The sequence below is a fragment of the uncultured Desulfovibrio sp. genome (assembly GCF_944327235.1).
GTDB lineage: Bacteria > Desulfobacterota > Desulfovibrionia > Desulfovibrionales > Desulfovibrionaceae > Desulfovibrio.
The window spans coordinates 26,853-42,492 of the sequence record NZ_CALVHE010000013.1 but is presented as its reverse complement, the minus strand read 5'-3'; the positions used below and the strand labels follow the sequence as shown (position 1 = coordinate 42,492).

Genomic DNA, 15,640 nt, shown 5'->3' with positions numbered 1-15,640 from the left:
CGGCGGGCATACTGTCCATCCGCCGAACCATTTCCTCTCGACCTCTGGGCGTAAGTTTGGCATTCTTATGGCTGTTCCCCCTTTTCCTCGCTCGTTTGTTGGTTTGTCTGGTAACTTCCAACTTACCGAATGAGGAAAGGGTGAACAACCTATCGGAACACAACAATTAGGGCCTGTTGACATCATTCGTTGATTGGTTGGGGGGAAGAGGAACCCCTCCCGCATGAGGGGGGGCCTCTCCCCTCAAAAAATATGATGCGCCGCGTACCGGGAAGGAGAGAGCAGCCATGTCCATGCAATGTTATTCCATCAGGCAGACGGATCCGGCCCTGAATCTGGCTTTGGAGGAAGTGCTGTACCGTCGGTTGGGGCCGGACTTCCCGGGCTGTTTCCTGCTCTGGCAGAACGCCCCCTCGGTCATCGTGGGGCGGCATCAGAATACCTGGGAAGAGGTGGACACGGCCTGGCTGGCGGAGCGCAAACTGCCCGTGGTGCGGCGCAATACGGGCGGCGGGGCGGTGTACCATGATCTGGGCAATCTGAATTTTTCCTTCATGGAATACGCGCCGGAGCGGAGCAGGGTGGACTTTGCCCGCTATCTGGAACCAGTGTGCGCGGCGTTGGCGCGGCTCGGCGTGGCGGCTCGGCTGACGGGACGCAACGACCTTGAGACCGGGGGCCGCAAGATCTCCGGCAGCGCCCAGTCCCTGCGCGCGGGCCGGGTGCTGCACCACGGGACGCTGCTGGTGGATCTGGATTTCGAGGACATGCTGGCGGCGCTCAGCGTGGACCCGGAAAAATACCGCTCCAAGGGGGTCGCCTCGGTCTGGGCGCGGGTGACCAATATCAGCGAGTGCTGGCAGCCCGGCAGCACGATGGATGACCTGCGGGCGGCGCTGGCCGCCTGCTGCGCGCCGGAGAGCGTCCCGCGGGACGTGCCGGAGGACGCGCTGCGGGAGGCGGAACGGCTGGCGGAAGAAAAATACCGGACCTGGGAATGGAATTTCGGCCGCTCCCCGGCCTTCAGCGAAAGACGGCGGCAGCGTTTCCCGTGGGGCCTTGTGGACGTGCTGCTGGACGTGCGGAAGGGCGTCATCGAGAGCTGCCGCATCCACGGCGATTTTTTTGCGGCGGCGGACGTGCGGGAGCTGGAAGATCGTCTCACGGGCGTGCGGGATGAGCCGCAGGCCCTGCGGCAGGCCGTGCGGGACGTGGACTGGGAAGCGTGTTTCAGCGGCTGCGATCCTGAGGTCATGCAAAACTTCTTCACGCACGGGTGACGAAAGATGCATTACCCAAACGGGCCGACGGGCTTGTGGCAGGGGATGTTTTCGGATAGCGTATCTGGAAAATATGCCATCAGCGGCGCCCGTCCGGGCGCCTGATCTTGCCGCCGCCCGCCGCGCCATGCGGGGCAGGCCGTGGCCCGAGGAGGTTTTTCATGGCCGAAGAATGCCGCACAACGCCGCTCACCGCCTGGCATCAGGCCCGCGGCGCCAAGATGGCCCCGTTCGCGGGCTGGCTCATGCCCATCCAGTATGAAGGGATCCTGGTGGAGCACGAGCATACCCGCCATCACGCCGGACTGTTCGACATCTGCCACATGGGAGAATTCCTTATCGAGGGCGAAGGGGCCGATGCCGCGCTTTCCCGCGCGGTCAGCCACAACCTTGCCACCCTCAAGGAAGGCAAATGCCGCTACGGCTTCATCCTCAACGAACGCGGCGGCGTCATGGACGACTGCATCGTCTATCGCTTTGGGGCGGATTCCTTCATGATCGTGGTCAATGCCGCCTGTATCGCGACCGACTTCGCCGCCCTGCGCGGGCGGCTGCCCCAGTCGGTGAGCCTGAAGGACGTTTCCGACGAGACGGGCAAGATAGACCTGCAGGGGCCGGAATCCCTGGTTGTGCTGGAAAGCGTGCTGGGAGAGGATCTCCATGACCTCGGATATTTCGGGTTCGTGCGTACCCAGTGGCAGGGCGCGCCCCTGCTGGTGAGCCGTACCGGCTACACCGGCGAACTGGGCTTTGAGCTCTACCTGCCCGCGGACAAGGTGGTCGCCTTCTGGGAGGCCCTGCTGGCGGATGCGCGGGTCAAGCCCGCCGGGCTGGGCGCGCGCGACACCCTGCGGCTGGAGTCCGGCCTGCCGTTGTATGGGCACGAGCTGGACGAAGACCACAATCCCGCCGAAGCGGGCATGGGTCGTATGCTCACGAGCGAAGCCGACTATGTGGGCAAGGCCGGTGCGCAGACCATCCGTGAAAAGCTGCTGGCGCTGGTCATCGACGGCCGCCGCGCCGCCCGTGGCGGCGACGTGCTGGCCCTGCCGGACGGCACGCCCGTGGGCCGGGTGACGAGCGGGTCCTTCGCGCCGTCGCTGGGCTGCGTCATCGCCTTTGCCTGGGCCGATGCCGCACATGCCGATGCGGACGCCTATGTGGTGAAGGCCGCGCGCGCGGAGCTGCCCGCCCGCGTGACGGAACTGCCGTTCTACAAGGACGGCACGGCCCGCATGAAGTTGAAATAGAGCGTTTTGCCGCTGAAAAAGGTAAAACGCGAGGCGGCCGCGCGCCGCGCGCCGGGGCAGACATGCCTTGCGGCGTCGATCGTCACAATCTGGGCGCGTCAGCGCCCGTGAACCAATTTTGCATGGAGGAAATCATGTCCAATCCTGCCGATCTGCTGTACAGCGCCAGCCATGAATGGGTGAAGATCCAGGGCGAGGAAGCCGTGGTGGGCATCACCCATTTCGCTCAGGAAAGCCTCGGTGACATCACCTATGTGGATCTGCCCGCCGTGGGGGACAGCGTGAGCGCCGACAGCGACTTCGGTTCCGTGGAGTCGGTGAAGGCCGCCAGCGATCTCATCTCGCCGGTCAACGGCGAGGTGATCGCCGTCAATGAGGCGCTGGCCGATGCGCCGGAAAAGATCAATGCCGACGCCTTCGGGGACGGCTGGCTCATCAAGGTGAAACTTTCCGGCAAGCCGGAAGGGCTCATGGATGCGGCCGCCTACGAAGAACACTGCAAGAACGAACAGCACTAGCCGAGGCCGGGCCGCCTGTCGCAGGACGGGCGGCCTGCCGCGTTTTCAGGAGGTCCACCATGCCTTTCATCCCCCACACCCCGGGCGAGACGGCGGAGATGCTGTCCGTCATCGGTGTGCGCACGCTGGACGACCTGTTTGCGGACATCCCGCAGCAGATGCGTCCCGCGCACTTCAACCTGCCCAAAGGGCTGAGCGAGGCCGCCGTCTGCGGCTACTTTGAGAACCTTGCCGCCAGGAACCGGACGGAGATGGTGTCCTTCCTGGGGGCGGGCTTCTACGCGCACAAGATCCCCGCCGCCGTGGACGCCCTGAGCGGCCGCAGCGAATTCTATACCGCCTACACCCCCTATCAGGCCGAATGCTCGCAGGGCACGCTCCAGGCCATCTTTGAATACCAGACGGCCGTCTGCCGCCTGCTGGACATGGACTGCGCCAACGCCTCGGTCTACGACGGCGGGTCGGCCCTTTTTGAAGCCTGCATGACGGCTGTGCGGGTGAGCCGCCGCAAGCTCATCGTGGTGGATGAATGCGTCAATCCCATCTGGCGCGTGCAGCTCGGCACCTATACCTCCGATCTGGACGTGGACGTGCGCGTGGTGCCGCAGCGCAACGGCACGAGCGACAAGCAGGCCCTCATGGCCGCCATCACCGACCAGTGCGCGGCCGTGGTGGTGCAGAACCCCAACTTCTTCGGCGTGGTGGACGATTTCAGCGAGCTTTTCGCCCATGCCCGCAGCAAGAAGGCGCTGGGCATCATCTCCGTCTATCCCGTCATGCAGTCCGTGCTCAAGACGCCGGGCGAGATGGGGGCGGACATCGCCGTGGCCGAAGGGCAGAGCCTCGGCCAGCCGCTGGGCTTCGGCGGCCCCTATCTGGGCATCATGGCCTGCCGCAAGGAGCATATCCGCCAGTTCCCCGGCCGCATCGCCGGTCGTACGCAGGATGTGGACGGCAAGACCGGCTATGTGCTGACCCTGCAGGCCCGCGAGCAGCACATCCGCCGCGCCAAGGCCACGTCCAACATCTGCTCCAATCAGGCCCTGTGCGCCCTGCGTTCGCTCATCTATCTTTCCCTCATGGGCCCGCGGGGGCTGGCGCAGGTGGCCGAGCACAACATGGCGCTCACCCGCTACGCCGTGGAACGCCTCACCGCTCTGCGCGGCGTGACCCTGCTCAATACGGCGCCCTACGGCAACGAGGTGGCCCTGCGTCTGCCCATCCCGGCGGAAAAGGTCGTCAACACGCTTATTTCCTATAATTGCGTGCCCGGCTTCCCCGTGAGCCGCTACTACAACTTCATGGACGACGTCCTGCTGCTGGCCTGCACGGAAAACAACACCCGCCAGCAGATCGGCTTCCTTGCCGAAACCATCGGAGGCCTGCTGTGAAAACCATCTTTGCCAAATCCGTAAGCGGCCGACATGCGGAAAACCTTGTGCTGGAACCGGCGGAGAACGCTCCCCGCGCGGCGGATATGCTGCCCGCCGAGCTGCTGCGCAAGCAGCCTCCCCGTTTGCCGGAGTGCTCCGAGCTCGATGTGGTGCGCCACTTCACCGCGCTTTCGCGCCGCAATTACAGTGTGGACGCCAATTTCTATCCGCTCGGCTCCTGCACCATGAAGTATAACCCCAAGTTCACGGAACAGGTGGCCGGATTGCCCGGCTTCACGCGTCTGCATCCGATGCTGGCCCAGCTCGGCCGCGGCGCGGCCTGCGCGCAGGGGGCCCTGCAGGTGCTCTACGATGCCGAACGCTGGCTCTGCGAACTGACCGGCATGAAAGCCTTCACCCTGCAGCCCATGGCCGGGGCCAACGGCGAGTTCACGGGCGTCAAGCTCATCGCGGCCTATCACAAGGCCAGGGGCCGCAAGCGCACCAAGATGCTCATCCCCGATTCGGCGCACGGCACCAATCCCGCTTCGGCCGTGCTGGCGGGTTTCGAGATCGTGAACATCGAGTCCCGGGACGGCATGGTGGACCCGCAGGCGCTGGCCCGCGCCATCGCGGACCATCCCGACGATGTGGCGGGCCTCATGATGACCTGCCCCAACACGCTGGGACTCATGGAGACCCATCTGGCAGAGATCGTCGAGGAACTGCGCAAGGTGGACGCGCTGCTCTATTATGACGGCGCGAACATGAACGCCATCATGGGCAAGATGCGCGTGGGCGATGTGGGCTTTGACGTGGTGCACCTCAACGTCCACAAGACCCTTTCCACGCCGCACGGCGGCGGCGGTCCCGGCGCGGGACCGGTGGGCGTGAGCGAACGCCTCGTGCCCTATCTGCCCGCGCCGCGTGTGGAACGCCGCGAGGACGACAGCTACCGCGTCAATTTCGACCTGCCCCAGTCCATCGGCTATATCGGGCCGTTCTACGGCAGCTTTGCCGTACTGGCCAAGGCGCTGGCCTACATGATGCGTCTGGGCGGCAACGGGCTGACCCGCGCTTCCGAATACGCGGTGCTCAACGCCAACTATCTGCGCAAGCGGCTGGAAGATGTGCTGGACATCCCCTTTGACCGCATCTGCGCCCACGAATTCGTGGCATCCGCTCCGGAGGGCCTGCGGGCGCTGGACATCGCCAAGGGCCTGCTGGATCGCGGCATCCATGCCCCGACCATCTATTTCCCGCTCATCGTCAAGGAATGCCTCATGGCTGAACCCACGGAGACCGAAAGCAAGGAAACGCTGGACGAATACGTGGACGCCCTGCGGGAGATCGTGGCCGAAGGCAGGGAGCATCCCGAAAAACTGGCCGCCGCGCCGCAGTCCCTGCCCGTGCGGCGGCTGGACGAGACCGCGGCCGCCCGCAACATGATCCTGACCGAGGACATGGCCTGACGCGGGCTTTTCCTCCATCCTCTCTTGACGGCTGCTCCGACGGGGCAGCCGTCGTTTTTTTTAGAGCAATTCCACATTGAAAATGTGGATTGCTCTGGTAGTCGCAAGAGCGACTACCTGCAACCGAACACACGGAAAAACCACGCTTTTTCCGCAGTGTGAGGGCAGCGTCTGCATGGAAAGTGGACTCAATTTCAATGCGAATCCGCTCTGGAGCGTTTTGTCATGGAAAAGGCGATACACGAGGCGGCGCTACAGCGCCTCCCGGCCCAAAAAAGGCGGAAAAACAGCGTTTCTCCGCGAAACGTCAGGCGTCACAGGCTGTATGGCGGCCGGAAAAAGCGAAGGGAGCGGCGGCGTCCCGGCAGCGACGGCTTGGCGTCTTCGTGATGGCGCGTAATGTTTTCGGTCGCGGTTTGACTTCTTTTCACAGTCTGTCTGCCGGTAAGGCGTGAGAGGGAACGAAGGTCGTCCTGCGAGCCGCAGTGTTCGAACGCTTTGCTGACGCCCGGCGGCGTAAGCTGGCGACATATCCACTGAAGGCAGGGACGGTTTGCCTTTTCGGCAACTGCGAGGAGGAAGACATATGCTGAGCCATCTGTTCGGTCAGCCCCGACGTGCCATGTTGACGGTCATGGCCTACATCCTCTTGCTGATGTGCGGCATCGGCTGGACCATCTTCTCGTTCATCCAGGAGAGGGAAGAGACCATGGTGCACAACATCAGTCTCTTCCTCAAGCGTGGTGTGCTGGACCAGGCGCATGAAGTCGCCTCGCATTTCCAGTACCGCTTGCTGGGGATGCACATGATCGCGCAGGACATCGCTCAGGGGGACGGGCAGGAGCTTGGCCGGGATAGCCTGCGCTTCTGCGAAGGCCGCATCATGGCCGACAATTTTTTTGTGGCCGACGTCAACGGACGGGCCTGGGGACAAGCCGCTCTGCCTCTTGATGTGCTGGCGCATCCCTATTTTCGGCACGTCATGAACGGACGGGCCATCGTGTCGCATCTGCTCGAAGATGCGAGCGGCGAATCCTATATCGTGCTTGCCGCGCCCATCATGCAGGAGAACCGGATCATCGGCTGTGTGGGGGCCATCTACCGCCGTGCTCATTTCACGGCCTTTTTCCAGCTGACGAGTTCCCTGTCCACTGAGGGGGTCATCCTGCTCAATGAGGCCGGCAAGCTCATCGGCGCGCCTCCGGGCGGGCCTGATGTCACGAGCTATTTCCTGGAACTCTACCGGCAGTACATGCCCTCGGAACATCCCTCGCTTTTGGCGGAAAACGCCTGGGTGGCTCCGGTCACCGATTCCGCAGGGCGCAAGGTCTACCTGTGCGTGGGCAATCTCCCTTTCAACGGCTGGCGCGTAGCCACGGCCATCTCCGGCAAGGACTTGCCGCTGGACTTCTCCGGTGGCGCGGAGGCCATGCGCAACCTCTTTGTCCGGCTGGGGATCTTCTTCATCCTGAGCATGGCGTTCACCGTCGTTTCCATGCGGGGGATCTTTGCCCGGCGCATGGACGATCTGGCGCGGGAAGCCCGTACGGACAGACTTACCGGTCTGCTGAACCGTACCGCCTTTGAAAGCCGGATGGATGCGGAGCTTGCCGCCAACGGCAAGGGGATGCTGGCGGTATTCGATCTCGACAATTTCAAGCATGTCAACGACGAATACGGGCACCCCGCCGGAGACAGCGTCATCGCTCAGGTCGGTGATATCCTGCGGTCCGCCTTGCCGGAAAACGCCCTCTGCGCCCGGCTCGGCGGGGATGAGTTCCTTGTGTTCCTGCCGGGCCACGCCACGTCGGACGAAGGGCTCCCGTATATGGAGCAGCTCTTGGCTGCCATCCGCGACGATACGCTGCTGCATGGCTACGGCGTCACGGCCAGCATAGGCATATGCGCCGCGCCGCCGGACGGCGGGGTGTTCCGCAAGCTCTACAGCTGCGCGGACATCGCCCTGTACGCCTCCAAGCGCTGTGGGCGCAACCGCATCAGCAGCTACAGTCAGGTGCAGGCCACGCCGCTGCCGCCGCTCATGTCCTGAGCCCTGTCCTCGCAACCGAGGGGTTTTCTCGGAGAAAGGCAGAGCCGCGTCCCGCGCTCTGCCTTTTTCAACGGCAAAACGCCCTAAATCAGGCTTTGCCGCCGAAGGTGGCTTCAGCCATGCGACCGGCGGGGGCTCCCTGCGGATCGGGCCAGACCTTGACCACATTGCACAGGCGCATCAGATCCAGCGGCCTGATCTTGAGGGTATGCAGCACGTCGCCCGTCTTTCCGTACACATAGTCGTGGCGCAGCAGCACCTCGTCGAAGATGACCGGCAGGCCGTGGCCCACCAGCGGCACGCGGCCCGGCGCGCAGCCCGTGCGGATCAGCAGGTCCTCCTCCGGGGCGGGACGCAGTGAGGCATAGCCCACATCCTGACGCAGGGCCTTGAGGTCTATGCGTCCCCGGGCGGCGCTGGCCAGCAGGGCGACCAGTTCGCCGTCCGCTTCCAGGATGAATACCGGCGCGGCCTTGACCAGATCAAAGACGCGGGCGGCGTCATCCTTGGAGATCAGGGGGCGGTTGTGCGACAGGATCTCGTAATCGGCCTTGTGCTGCTCCAGCATGGAGCGCAGGATATCGAGCAGGGGTTGCATGGGAGGACTCCCGGCGCTCTGGGCGCCAACCGGTAAGGGACAGCTCCGCGGCGGGCGGAGGCGTCCCGGTCGTGAGGGATATTCCACGGCCGAAGCCGTGCCCGCGCTCTGGCAGACAGGGCGGGGACCGGCTTCAGGATGCCAGACTCCCGCCCGAAGGTCGAGCGAAAAGGGGGCGGCATGTCGTCGATCCTCGTGGACAAAAAAAGGAGCCTCCCGCCGGAAGGCTCCCGTATCGTAGCGTGGTGTCGTATCCCTAAAGCGGATCAGCATTGAAATCGTGTCCAATTCCCATGCTGACGCTGCCCTCACACTACGGAAAAAGCGTGGTTTTCCCGTGTGTTCGGTTGCGGGTAGCCGCTCTCGCGACTACCAGAGCAATCCAGATTTTCAATGTGGAATTGCTCTAAGAATATTTTCAGTTTGAATCGCTTCGCGCGTCAAACCATACGGCCTGTCGGGAAAAATGTGCTTTTCCCGCTTGGTCATGGCCGGGCGGAGCTGTGCCGCCACCTCGCGTTTTGCCTCCCTCCAAGCCCTCCATCCCTTCCTCAGCGCGCTTTTACTGAGGGAAGAACCGGGGGCACGAGGCTCCCCGCTCAAAGAAAAATGGGGCGAGAGCGGTTTGTTTTTTTTCTTATCTGTCGAAATTGCTTGTAAAATTTGTGTTGACAAGCCCTAGTCCGGGAACTGCATGACGACCTGTTCCCCGCCGCCGTTGCGCATGGCGATGGTGCCGATGTCCCAGGCCTTGAGGCCCTGCTTGCCTGCCCGGATGCGGCTGATGGTCTCCTCGACCTGATCTGGCGGCAGGATGAGCACGTAGCCGATACCGGCATTGAAGATCTGGAGGATCTCCGGCCAGGACAGACCGCCCGCCTCGTGCAGCCAGGTGAAGACCGGGGGCATGTCCCAGGAACCGAAGGTGATGCGGGCCTCCACCTGCGTGGGCAGCACGCGGGGGATATTGTCGTAGAATCCGCCGCCCGTGATGTGGGCCATGCCGCGCACGTCGATGTCCCGCAGCAGCTGCCGTACCGTGTCCACATAGATGACGGTGGGCGTCATGAGCACGTCGCGTACCAGCGCGCCGTCGGCCCCGGGGAAGGGATCGTCCGCCTTGAGGCCGCTCTGTTCCAGCACCTTGCGCGCCAGTGAGAAGCCGTTGGAGTGGAGGCCGGAAGAGGAGATGCCCACGATGTGGTCGCCCACGCGGATGCTCGATCCGTCCACCAGCTTGGCATTGTCCACGATGCCCACGCAGAAGCCGGCAAGGTCGTATTCTCCGTCGCCGTACATGCCGGGCATTTCGGCCGTTTCCCCGCCGAGGAGGGCGCAGCCCGCCTGACGGCAGCCCTCAGCGATGCCGCTGATGACCGTATGGGCCGTTTCCACATCCAGTCGCCCGGTGGCGAAGTAGTCGAGGAAAAAGAGCGGCAGCGCGCCCTGCACCAGGATGTCGTTGACGCTCATGGCAACGAGGTCGATGCCCACGGTATCGTGTTTGTTGAAAGCAAAGGCCAGCTTGAGCTTGGTGCCCACGCCGTCCGTGCCCGAGACCAGGACGGGATCGCTCATGCCGCTGAGTTCGGGGCGGAACAGGCCGCCGAAGCCGCCGATATCGGAAATGACGCCCTTGGTGTGGGTGCTGGAAACAAGATGCTTGATGCGGCTCACGAGATTGTTGCCCGCTTCGATGTCGACGCCGGCTTCCCTGTAGGCTTTGGAGCGTTCCGTGGTCATAAAGTGCCTCCTTGCGACGCTCGTTGATAGCATATTTTTTCATAAATCCCAAGCGGCTTTCCCCGGCATTTTTTCGTAGACCCCCGCTGACGGCGCTGCTATACTAAAAACATGAAAAAACAACGTTTCATTTCCGGGCAGGCGACGCCATCCCGTACGCTGACGACAGGCGGGATGGCCTGGATCAGGACGACCGGCAGGCTTGGGCTGGCAGCCGGGCTGGCACTGTGCATACTGGGCTTCGGGGGAGATCTCCGGGCAGCCCTTGCGGCCTCGTCTCCTCAGGAAGGGGCCATGCGCCCTGACGAGCAGTGGGGCACCACGCAAGCGCCTTCGGCGGCGCCCAACGGCGGACAGCTCTCCATCGAACGGGATGAAAAGACCGGCGATATCGAAATGAACGTCACCGCGCCGCGCCAGAATGCCGACCCCAATGCCTGGCAGCAGGCCCCCATATATCTTGCCCCGCAGGTCTATCCCAATTCGGGCTCCTCCGGCGGCCAGTCCGGTTATCCCGGCTATCAGCCGGGCTATCCGGGGTATCCGGGCTATCAGCCCGGGTATCCGCCCGACCGGCCCGGTTTCCGTCCGCCGTATCGTCCCGGCTATCCCGGCTATCCCGGCTATCCCGACCGTTACCCCAGCGGACAGACGGGCTGGCCCGGCGCGCCGTCCCGTCCCTGGCCGCCCACATCCGGCATGGATCCCGGCCAGCGACCGGTCTATCCGGGGTATCCCGGTCAGAGGCCGACGTATCCGAGCCAGAAGCCCGGCTATCCCGGCTATCCGAGCCAGAAGCCGAGCATCCCGGCTTTGCCGATCACTCCGAGTTATCCGAGCGTCCCCGGACAAAATACGGGACAGAACACGGGACAATATCCCAATCCGAATCCGGGCGGCATCTTTCCGCCGCCCACGGACGGCTGGCACTGGTATCCCGGTTATCAGGGCGACCCCGGTCCCTATCCGCCCGGCGTCATGCCCCTCAATCAGGGTATGCGCAACGGCGTCACGAGGCCGCGTCCCGGCGCCGTGCCGCAAGGCCGTATGCCGTATTCCAGGAGGCGCTGACATGCCCGCCGCTTTTGGGGAGAGCCGTGCCGACGGCACGGTGGATTGTTCGTTGTGCGCGCACCGCTGCCGCATCCCGTCGGGACAGCGCGGGCGGTGCGGCGTGCGGGCCAACCTGCGCGGCACGCTGGTCAGCATGGTGGAAAAAGTCATCACGGGCACGGCGCTCGATCCGGTGGAGAAGAAGCCGCTCTATCACTTCCTGCCCGGGACGCGCACCTTTTCCATCGGCAGCGCGGGCTGCAATTTTTCCTGCCTGTTCTGCCAGAATCACGAGATATCGCGCGGTCCCGCCGAGGACGGCAAGGTGACGGGCCGTCAGGTGGACGCCGACATCCTGGTGGATCTGGCGCGTCGCAACTTCGCGGAAAGCATGGCCTTCACCTACAATGAACCGACGGTATTCTTTGAACTGGTGTTCCCCACGGCCGGACTGGCCCGCAAGCAGGGGCTGCGCACCATCCTCGTCACCAATGGCTTCATGAGCGAGGACTGCCTCGTGTCCCTCCAGCGGCGCATCCATGCGGCCAATGTGGACCTCAAGGGCTTCAGCGAGAGCTTTTACCGCAAGTATTGCGGCGGGCGTCTGCAACCGGTGCTCGACAACCTCAAGCGCATGAAGGCCTTCGGCTGGTGGGTGGAGGTGACGACCCTGGTCATCCCCGGCGTCAACGACAGTTCGGACGAATTGCGCGCGGCGGCCCGCTTCATCCGGGACGAACTGGGGCCGGACACGCCGTGGCATCTGACGGCCTTCCGCAAGGCCTATCACATGACCGATCACCCCGAGACCCCGGTGGGACAGCTGGAAGACTGCTGGGCGCTGGCTCGCGGCGAGGGACTGCACTTCGTCTACATCGGCAATGTCCTCAGCGCCGAGGGCGGCAATACCTATTGCCCGCAATGCAATGCCGTCTGCATCGAGCGTCAGGGCTGGCATGTGCGGCTCAAGGGGCCCTCCGCCGGGATATGTCCGGCCTGCGGATATGTCTTGCCGGGGATATGGCGCTGATGATCCTCATCTATACGGGAAACGGCAAGGGCAAGACCAGCGCCTGCGTGGGGCAGGCCCTGAGGGCGCTGGGGCAGGGGCTGCGCGTCGGCTTCGGCCAGTTCATGAAAAAGGACGTGCGCGCCGGAGAGCAGATCATGCTGGAGCGCCTGCTTGGCGAAAACTTCCGGGCGGGCGGCCGCGGCTTCTTCCGTCGGGAGGAAGAGCGGGAAGAGCACCGTGCCGCCGCTCTGACGCTTCTGGGGTGGGCCAGGGGACAGCTGCCGCATCTGGACATGCTGCTGCTGGACGAAAGCCTCTATGCCCTGCGCGCCGGTCTGCTCGAACGGGCGGAAGTGGAGACGCTCCTGAGCGAGGCGCGGACGGCGGGCTGCCATCTGGTGCTGTCCGGCCGCGATGCGCCCCAATGGCTCATGGACATGGCCGATCTGGTGACGGAGATGGGCGAGATCAAGCATCAGGCCCAGAGCGGCGTCAAGGCCCAGCGGGGCATAGAGTTTTAGCGGCATCCCGGCCGCGCGCAAGCAACGGATCGTACACGCGGATGGATATCTATATCGCCGGCTCCTTTCGCCACAAACACGGCGTGCGTCTGCTGGGCAATGCCCTGCGGGCGCTGGGCTGCCGCATCCTCGACTGGACGGAGAAGGCCACGCCGCCGCCGGGCCTGACGCCCGCCCAGCGCCGTGCCTGGATGGATACCGACCAGGCGGGCGGACAGGTATTCGATTTTTGTCGTCAGGCCTGTCTCACGGCGGACATGGTGATCTACTACGGTTCTTCCGGTCAGGATGCCGGCGTGGAAGTGGGCCTTGCCGCCGGAGCGGGAGTGCCCTTGCTGGGCATCCGCGGGCCGCTGGAAGCGCCGGGCCTCATGCTGCACGGGGCCATGACCTGCTGGGTGGAAGAAGTGGAGGACGCCGTGGCGCTGGTCGGCAAGTTGCTCGATCTGCTGCGCACGGACGCGCCGCCGGACCCGGACGGGCCGGAAGCGGTGGGGCGTCTGCTGACAGCGCTGCGCCGTCGGAAAGTGGATGCGGGGGCCGCGTGAGCGGCTGCCCGGAAAACGGCGCGCCCGAACCGGCCCTCAGCGTCCGGCAACGGCTTGCCTCCGGCGGGCCGGGCTGGTAAAAGTGCCCGCATGGCCCGTGCCGCCGTCTGTCGCTCGTAGCCTGCGGCCGGACGCGCTGGCGCGGCGTCTTTTGTGATGACCCGGTCCCACATAAGCACCAGTTTCAGGATGTGACCATGCAGCACCGTGCTTTCCTGCTCCTTCTGGCTCTTTGTCTGCTGCTGCCGCAGCGCGGCCTTGCGTCTCCGTCCCCCGCCGAGGAAGAGGCGGAACCGCCGACCCTGAGCATATGGAACCTTACCGCTCAGGAGCTGTTGAGCGTACGTTTCAGCACGGCCCGGCAGGAAAGTTTCGCCCGGCTGGACCTGCCGCCGTCCGGCGAAGATGCGCTGGAGAATCCGGGCGGCAAGCAGGATGTCCGCCTCGATATGGGCTTTGCGCTCTGGACCTTCACGGGCATCGCTCTGGATGATCTCAAGGGCATGGCTGCCTGCGCCGAACACAAGGAAAGTTGTCTGCTCCTGCTCCACCGGGACGGCAAGACGGAGCACCGCCAGGGGAAAGTCTGGAACCTGCTGCCCGAACCGGGCAGCCGTCCTGTCTGCGCGCTGACTCGCTTCCGTACCGGCATGAAGATGCAGGACGCCTGCGCCATCCTGGAAAAGGATGCGCCCCACGATGAAAATGGCGCCGTACTGACCAGCCTCGGCTTTGCCGATCGCGTCTGGGCGGCCCGGCTGACGCCCGGCCCCGGCGATCCCGACACGGCCACGCTGGAACATCTGGAATTGCGGCAGGAGCTGTCTCGCGAACACTTGCGCGCGCTGCTCCAGACCCTTTATACGCAGGGATATTGCCTCTGGCAGGCGGAATTCCCGGGCATGGACGTGGATTTTACGGAAATGGCCGCCATCGAAGAAGAACAGCGCCACCGCATCCTCGAACAGGGCATCGATCTGATATTTGCCGCCGGGACGGGAGAGGCCTCCATCATGCTGGCGCCGCGTTCGCAGGTGGTGGCTCTGCGCGAAGCCGATGCGCCGGAAGAGGACGTACAGCTCTTTACGGTGAGCCTGTATCCTGCCTCGCGCACCCTGCTGGTGGATATCGCCGCCTATCGGGCCGACGAGGGCGGAGAGCCTCGCGGCAGCGCCCCGAAAAAGGGCGGCAAGTCCTGACGGGCCACGGACAGGACGATCTCAGGTTTTTCAGCGGCCGTCGGCGTCATGCCGGCGGCCGTTCCGCATTTCAGGCCGGAAAGGACTGCATCCGGCAGAACGTTTTGCCATGGAAAAAGGCATGGCGCGAGGCGACCACACAGCGCCGCCCGACCCTATAGCAATTCCACATTGAAAATGTGGATTGCTCTGGTAGTCGCGAGAGCGACTACCGCAACCGAACACACGGAAAAACCACGCTTTTTCCGTAGTGTGAGGGCAGCGTCAGCATGGAAATTGGACACGATTTCAAGGCGAATCCGCTCTAACTGCGCGGAAAAACGCGTTTTCCCCGCGAAACGGCAGGTCGTATGGTTTGAAACGCAAAGCTTTCCAAACGGAAAACGCTCCTGGCTGGGTGTCCGGGCATGGCAGCGGTACCGGCGGAAGTCCGCCAGTCATGCCGGGCGGCCATATGCGACGGCTCTGCGGGAGAAGATGAGGGAAACGGTAAACGCCGCCCGGGAGGGCGGCGTTCATCACGGAAGGGGGCTATATCCAGCCGTTGAATCCCGGCCAGGCCGGCGGCGGAGGGGGCGGTGGCGGCGGCAGAGGCTGACGCCGGTACGGCTTCCAGTTCCGTCTGGGCGGGCGCTCATACCCGTCATAGCCGTCAAAGCGCGGCCGGGGGCGCGGATCATAGCCGAAGGGATAGTTGGGCTGCGGACGCCGCGGATCATAGCCAAAGGGGTAATTGGGCGCATAGGGGGACGGCCCGTAGCCGTAGGGCGCTCCCGGATAGGGAGGCGGTGGGGGCGGCGGAGGCGCGTAGTGGTGGGGGGGACGCGGCCTCCGGCGATCGCCGTGATAACGGTTGTCCCAATGGGGACGTTGCGGCCTGTGGCGCTCCACAAGCTGCGGGCGGGCGTCGTCCGCCGGGTCGTCCGTCAGGGACAGGCTGGAGGGCGCGGCCTGCACCGCTCCGCCGGACAGACCTCCGGCAAGGAGCAGGGCGGCAGCCAGTTTGCCCAGATAGTTCATGCA

Annotated in this window: 14 protein-coding genes; 11 read left to right on the top strand and 3 right to left on the bottom strand. The window is 64.3% G+C overall.

Features of this window, described 5'->3' with window-relative positions; genetic code table 11:
* The first annotated feature begins 287 nt into the window (after positions 1-287).
* The 6 genes from Q0K00_RS03665 (at position 288) to Q0K00_RS03640 (ending at position 7,943) form a co-directional block, all read left to right on the top strand.
* Entirely contained in the window at positions 288-1,280 is a 993-nt protein-coding gene (locus tag Q0K00_RS03665) for a lipoate--protein ligase (RefSeq protein WP_297227450.1), read from the top strand.
* Positions 1,281-1,441: 161 nt separating this feature from the next.
* Positions 1,442-2,530: a glycine cleavage system aminomethyltransferase GcvT gene (gene gcvT / locus Q0K00_RS03660; RefSeq protein WP_297227449.1), complete on the top strand. Its 1,089-nt coding sequence runs from the start codon at positions 1,442-1,444 to the stop codon at positions 2,528-2,530.
* A 134-nt stretch (positions 2,531-2,664) separates the two neighbouring features.
* Complete coding sequence (gene gcvH / locus Q0K00_RS03655; protein ID WP_297227448.1) at positions 2,665-3,048, top strand: glycine cleavage system protein GcvH; 384 nt, start codon at positions 2,665-2,667, stop codon at positions 3,046-3,048.
* 59 nt (positions 3,049-3,107) lie between these two features.
* Positions 3,108-4,439, top strand: coding sequence for an aminomethyl-transferring glycine dehydrogenase subunit GcvPA (gcvPA, locus tag Q0K00_RS03650; RefSeq protein WP_297227447.1), 1,332 nt, complete (start codon positions 3,108-3,110; stop codon positions 4,437-4,439).
* A complete protein-coding gene (gene gcvPB / locus Q0K00_RS03645; RefSeq protein WP_297227446.1) occupies positions 4,436-5,893 on the top strand; it encodes an aminomethyl-transferring glycine dehydrogenase subunit GcvPB in 1,458 nt (485 codons plus the stop codon). Before gcvPA ends, gcvPB begins: the two co-directional genes overlap by 4 nt.
* A gap of 586 nt (positions 5,894-6,479) precedes the next feature.
* Positions 6,480-7,943 carry a diguanylate cyclase gene (locus tag Q0K00_RS03640; RefSeq protein WP_297227445.1) on the top strand — a complete coding sequence of 488 codons (1,464 nt, stop codon included), beginning with the start codon at positions 6,480-6,482 and terminating at the stop codon, positions 7,941-7,943.
* An 88-nt stretch (positions 7,944-8,031) separates the two neighbouring features.
* Here the strand turns inward: Q0K00_RS03640 and Q0K00_RS03635 are convergent, their stop codons facing one another.
* Positions 8,032-8,541 (bottom strand): aminoacyl-tRNA deacylase, encoded by a 510-nt coding sequence (locus Q0K00_RS03635; protein ID WP_297227444.1) that lies wholly within the window; start codon positions 8,539-8,541, stop codon positions 8,032-8,034.
* Positions 8,542-9,219: 678 nt separating this feature from the next.
* Complete coding sequence (purM, locus tag Q0K00_RS03630; protein WP_297227443.1) at positions 9,220-10,284, bottom strand: phosphoribosylformylglycinamidine cyclo-ligase; 1,065 nt, start codon at positions 10,282-10,284, stop codon at positions 9,220-9,222.
* 111 nt (positions 10,285-10,395) lie between these two features.
* Here purM and Q0K00_RS03625 point away from each other — a divergent pair, with 111 nt between their 5' ends.
* The 5 genes from Q0K00_RS03625 to Q0K00_RS03605 all read left to right on the top strand — a co-directional run bounded on the left by Q0K00_RS03625 (position 10,396) and on the right by Q0K00_RS03605 (position 14,617).
* A complete protein-coding gene (locus Q0K00_RS03625) occupies positions 10,396-11,355 on the top strand; it encodes a hypothetical protein (RefSeq protein WP_297227442.1) in 960 nt (319 codons plus the stop codon).
* A gap of 1 nt (position 11,356) precedes the next feature.
* The gene (gene amrS / locus Q0K00_RS03620; protein ID WP_297227441.1) at positions 11,357-12,367 is read left to right on the top strand and encodes an AmmeMemoRadiSam system radical SAM enzyme; all 1,011 of its coding nucleotides are present in this window, start codon (positions 11,357-11,359) and stop codon (positions 12,365-12,367) included.
* On the top strand, positions 12,367-12,870 hold the full coding sequence (locus Q0K00_RS03615; protein ID WP_297227452.1) for a cob(I)yrinic acid a,c-diamide adenosyltransferase: 504 nt from the start codon (positions 12,367-12,369) through the stop codon (positions 12,868-12,870). The genes amrS and Q0K00_RS03615 overlap by 1 nt, the downstream gene beginning before the upstream one ends.
* Positions 12,871-12,911: 41 nt before the next feature.
* Entirely contained in the window at positions 12,912-13,418 is a 507-nt protein-coding gene (locus Q0K00_RS03610) for a translation initiation factor 2 (protein WP_297227440.1), read from the top strand.
* A 197-nt stretch (positions 13,419-13,615) separates the two neighbouring features.
* Complete coding sequence (locus tag Q0K00_RS03605) at positions 13,616-14,617, top strand: peptidoglycan glycosyltransferase (RefSeq protein ID WP_297227439.1); 1,002 nt, start codon at positions 13,616-13,618, stop codon at positions 14,615-14,617.
* Positions 14,618-15,148: 531 nt separating this feature from the next.
* Here Q0K00_RS03605 and Q0K00_RS03600 read toward each other — a convergent pair.
* Positions 15,149-15,637 carry a hypothetical protein gene (locus tag Q0K00_RS03600; protein WP_297227437.1) on the bottom strand — a complete coding sequence of 163 codons (489 nt, stop codon included), beginning with the start codon at positions 15,635-15,637 and terminating at the stop codon, positions 15,149-15,151.
* Between the last annotated feature and the right edge of the window lie 3 nt (positions 15,638-15,640).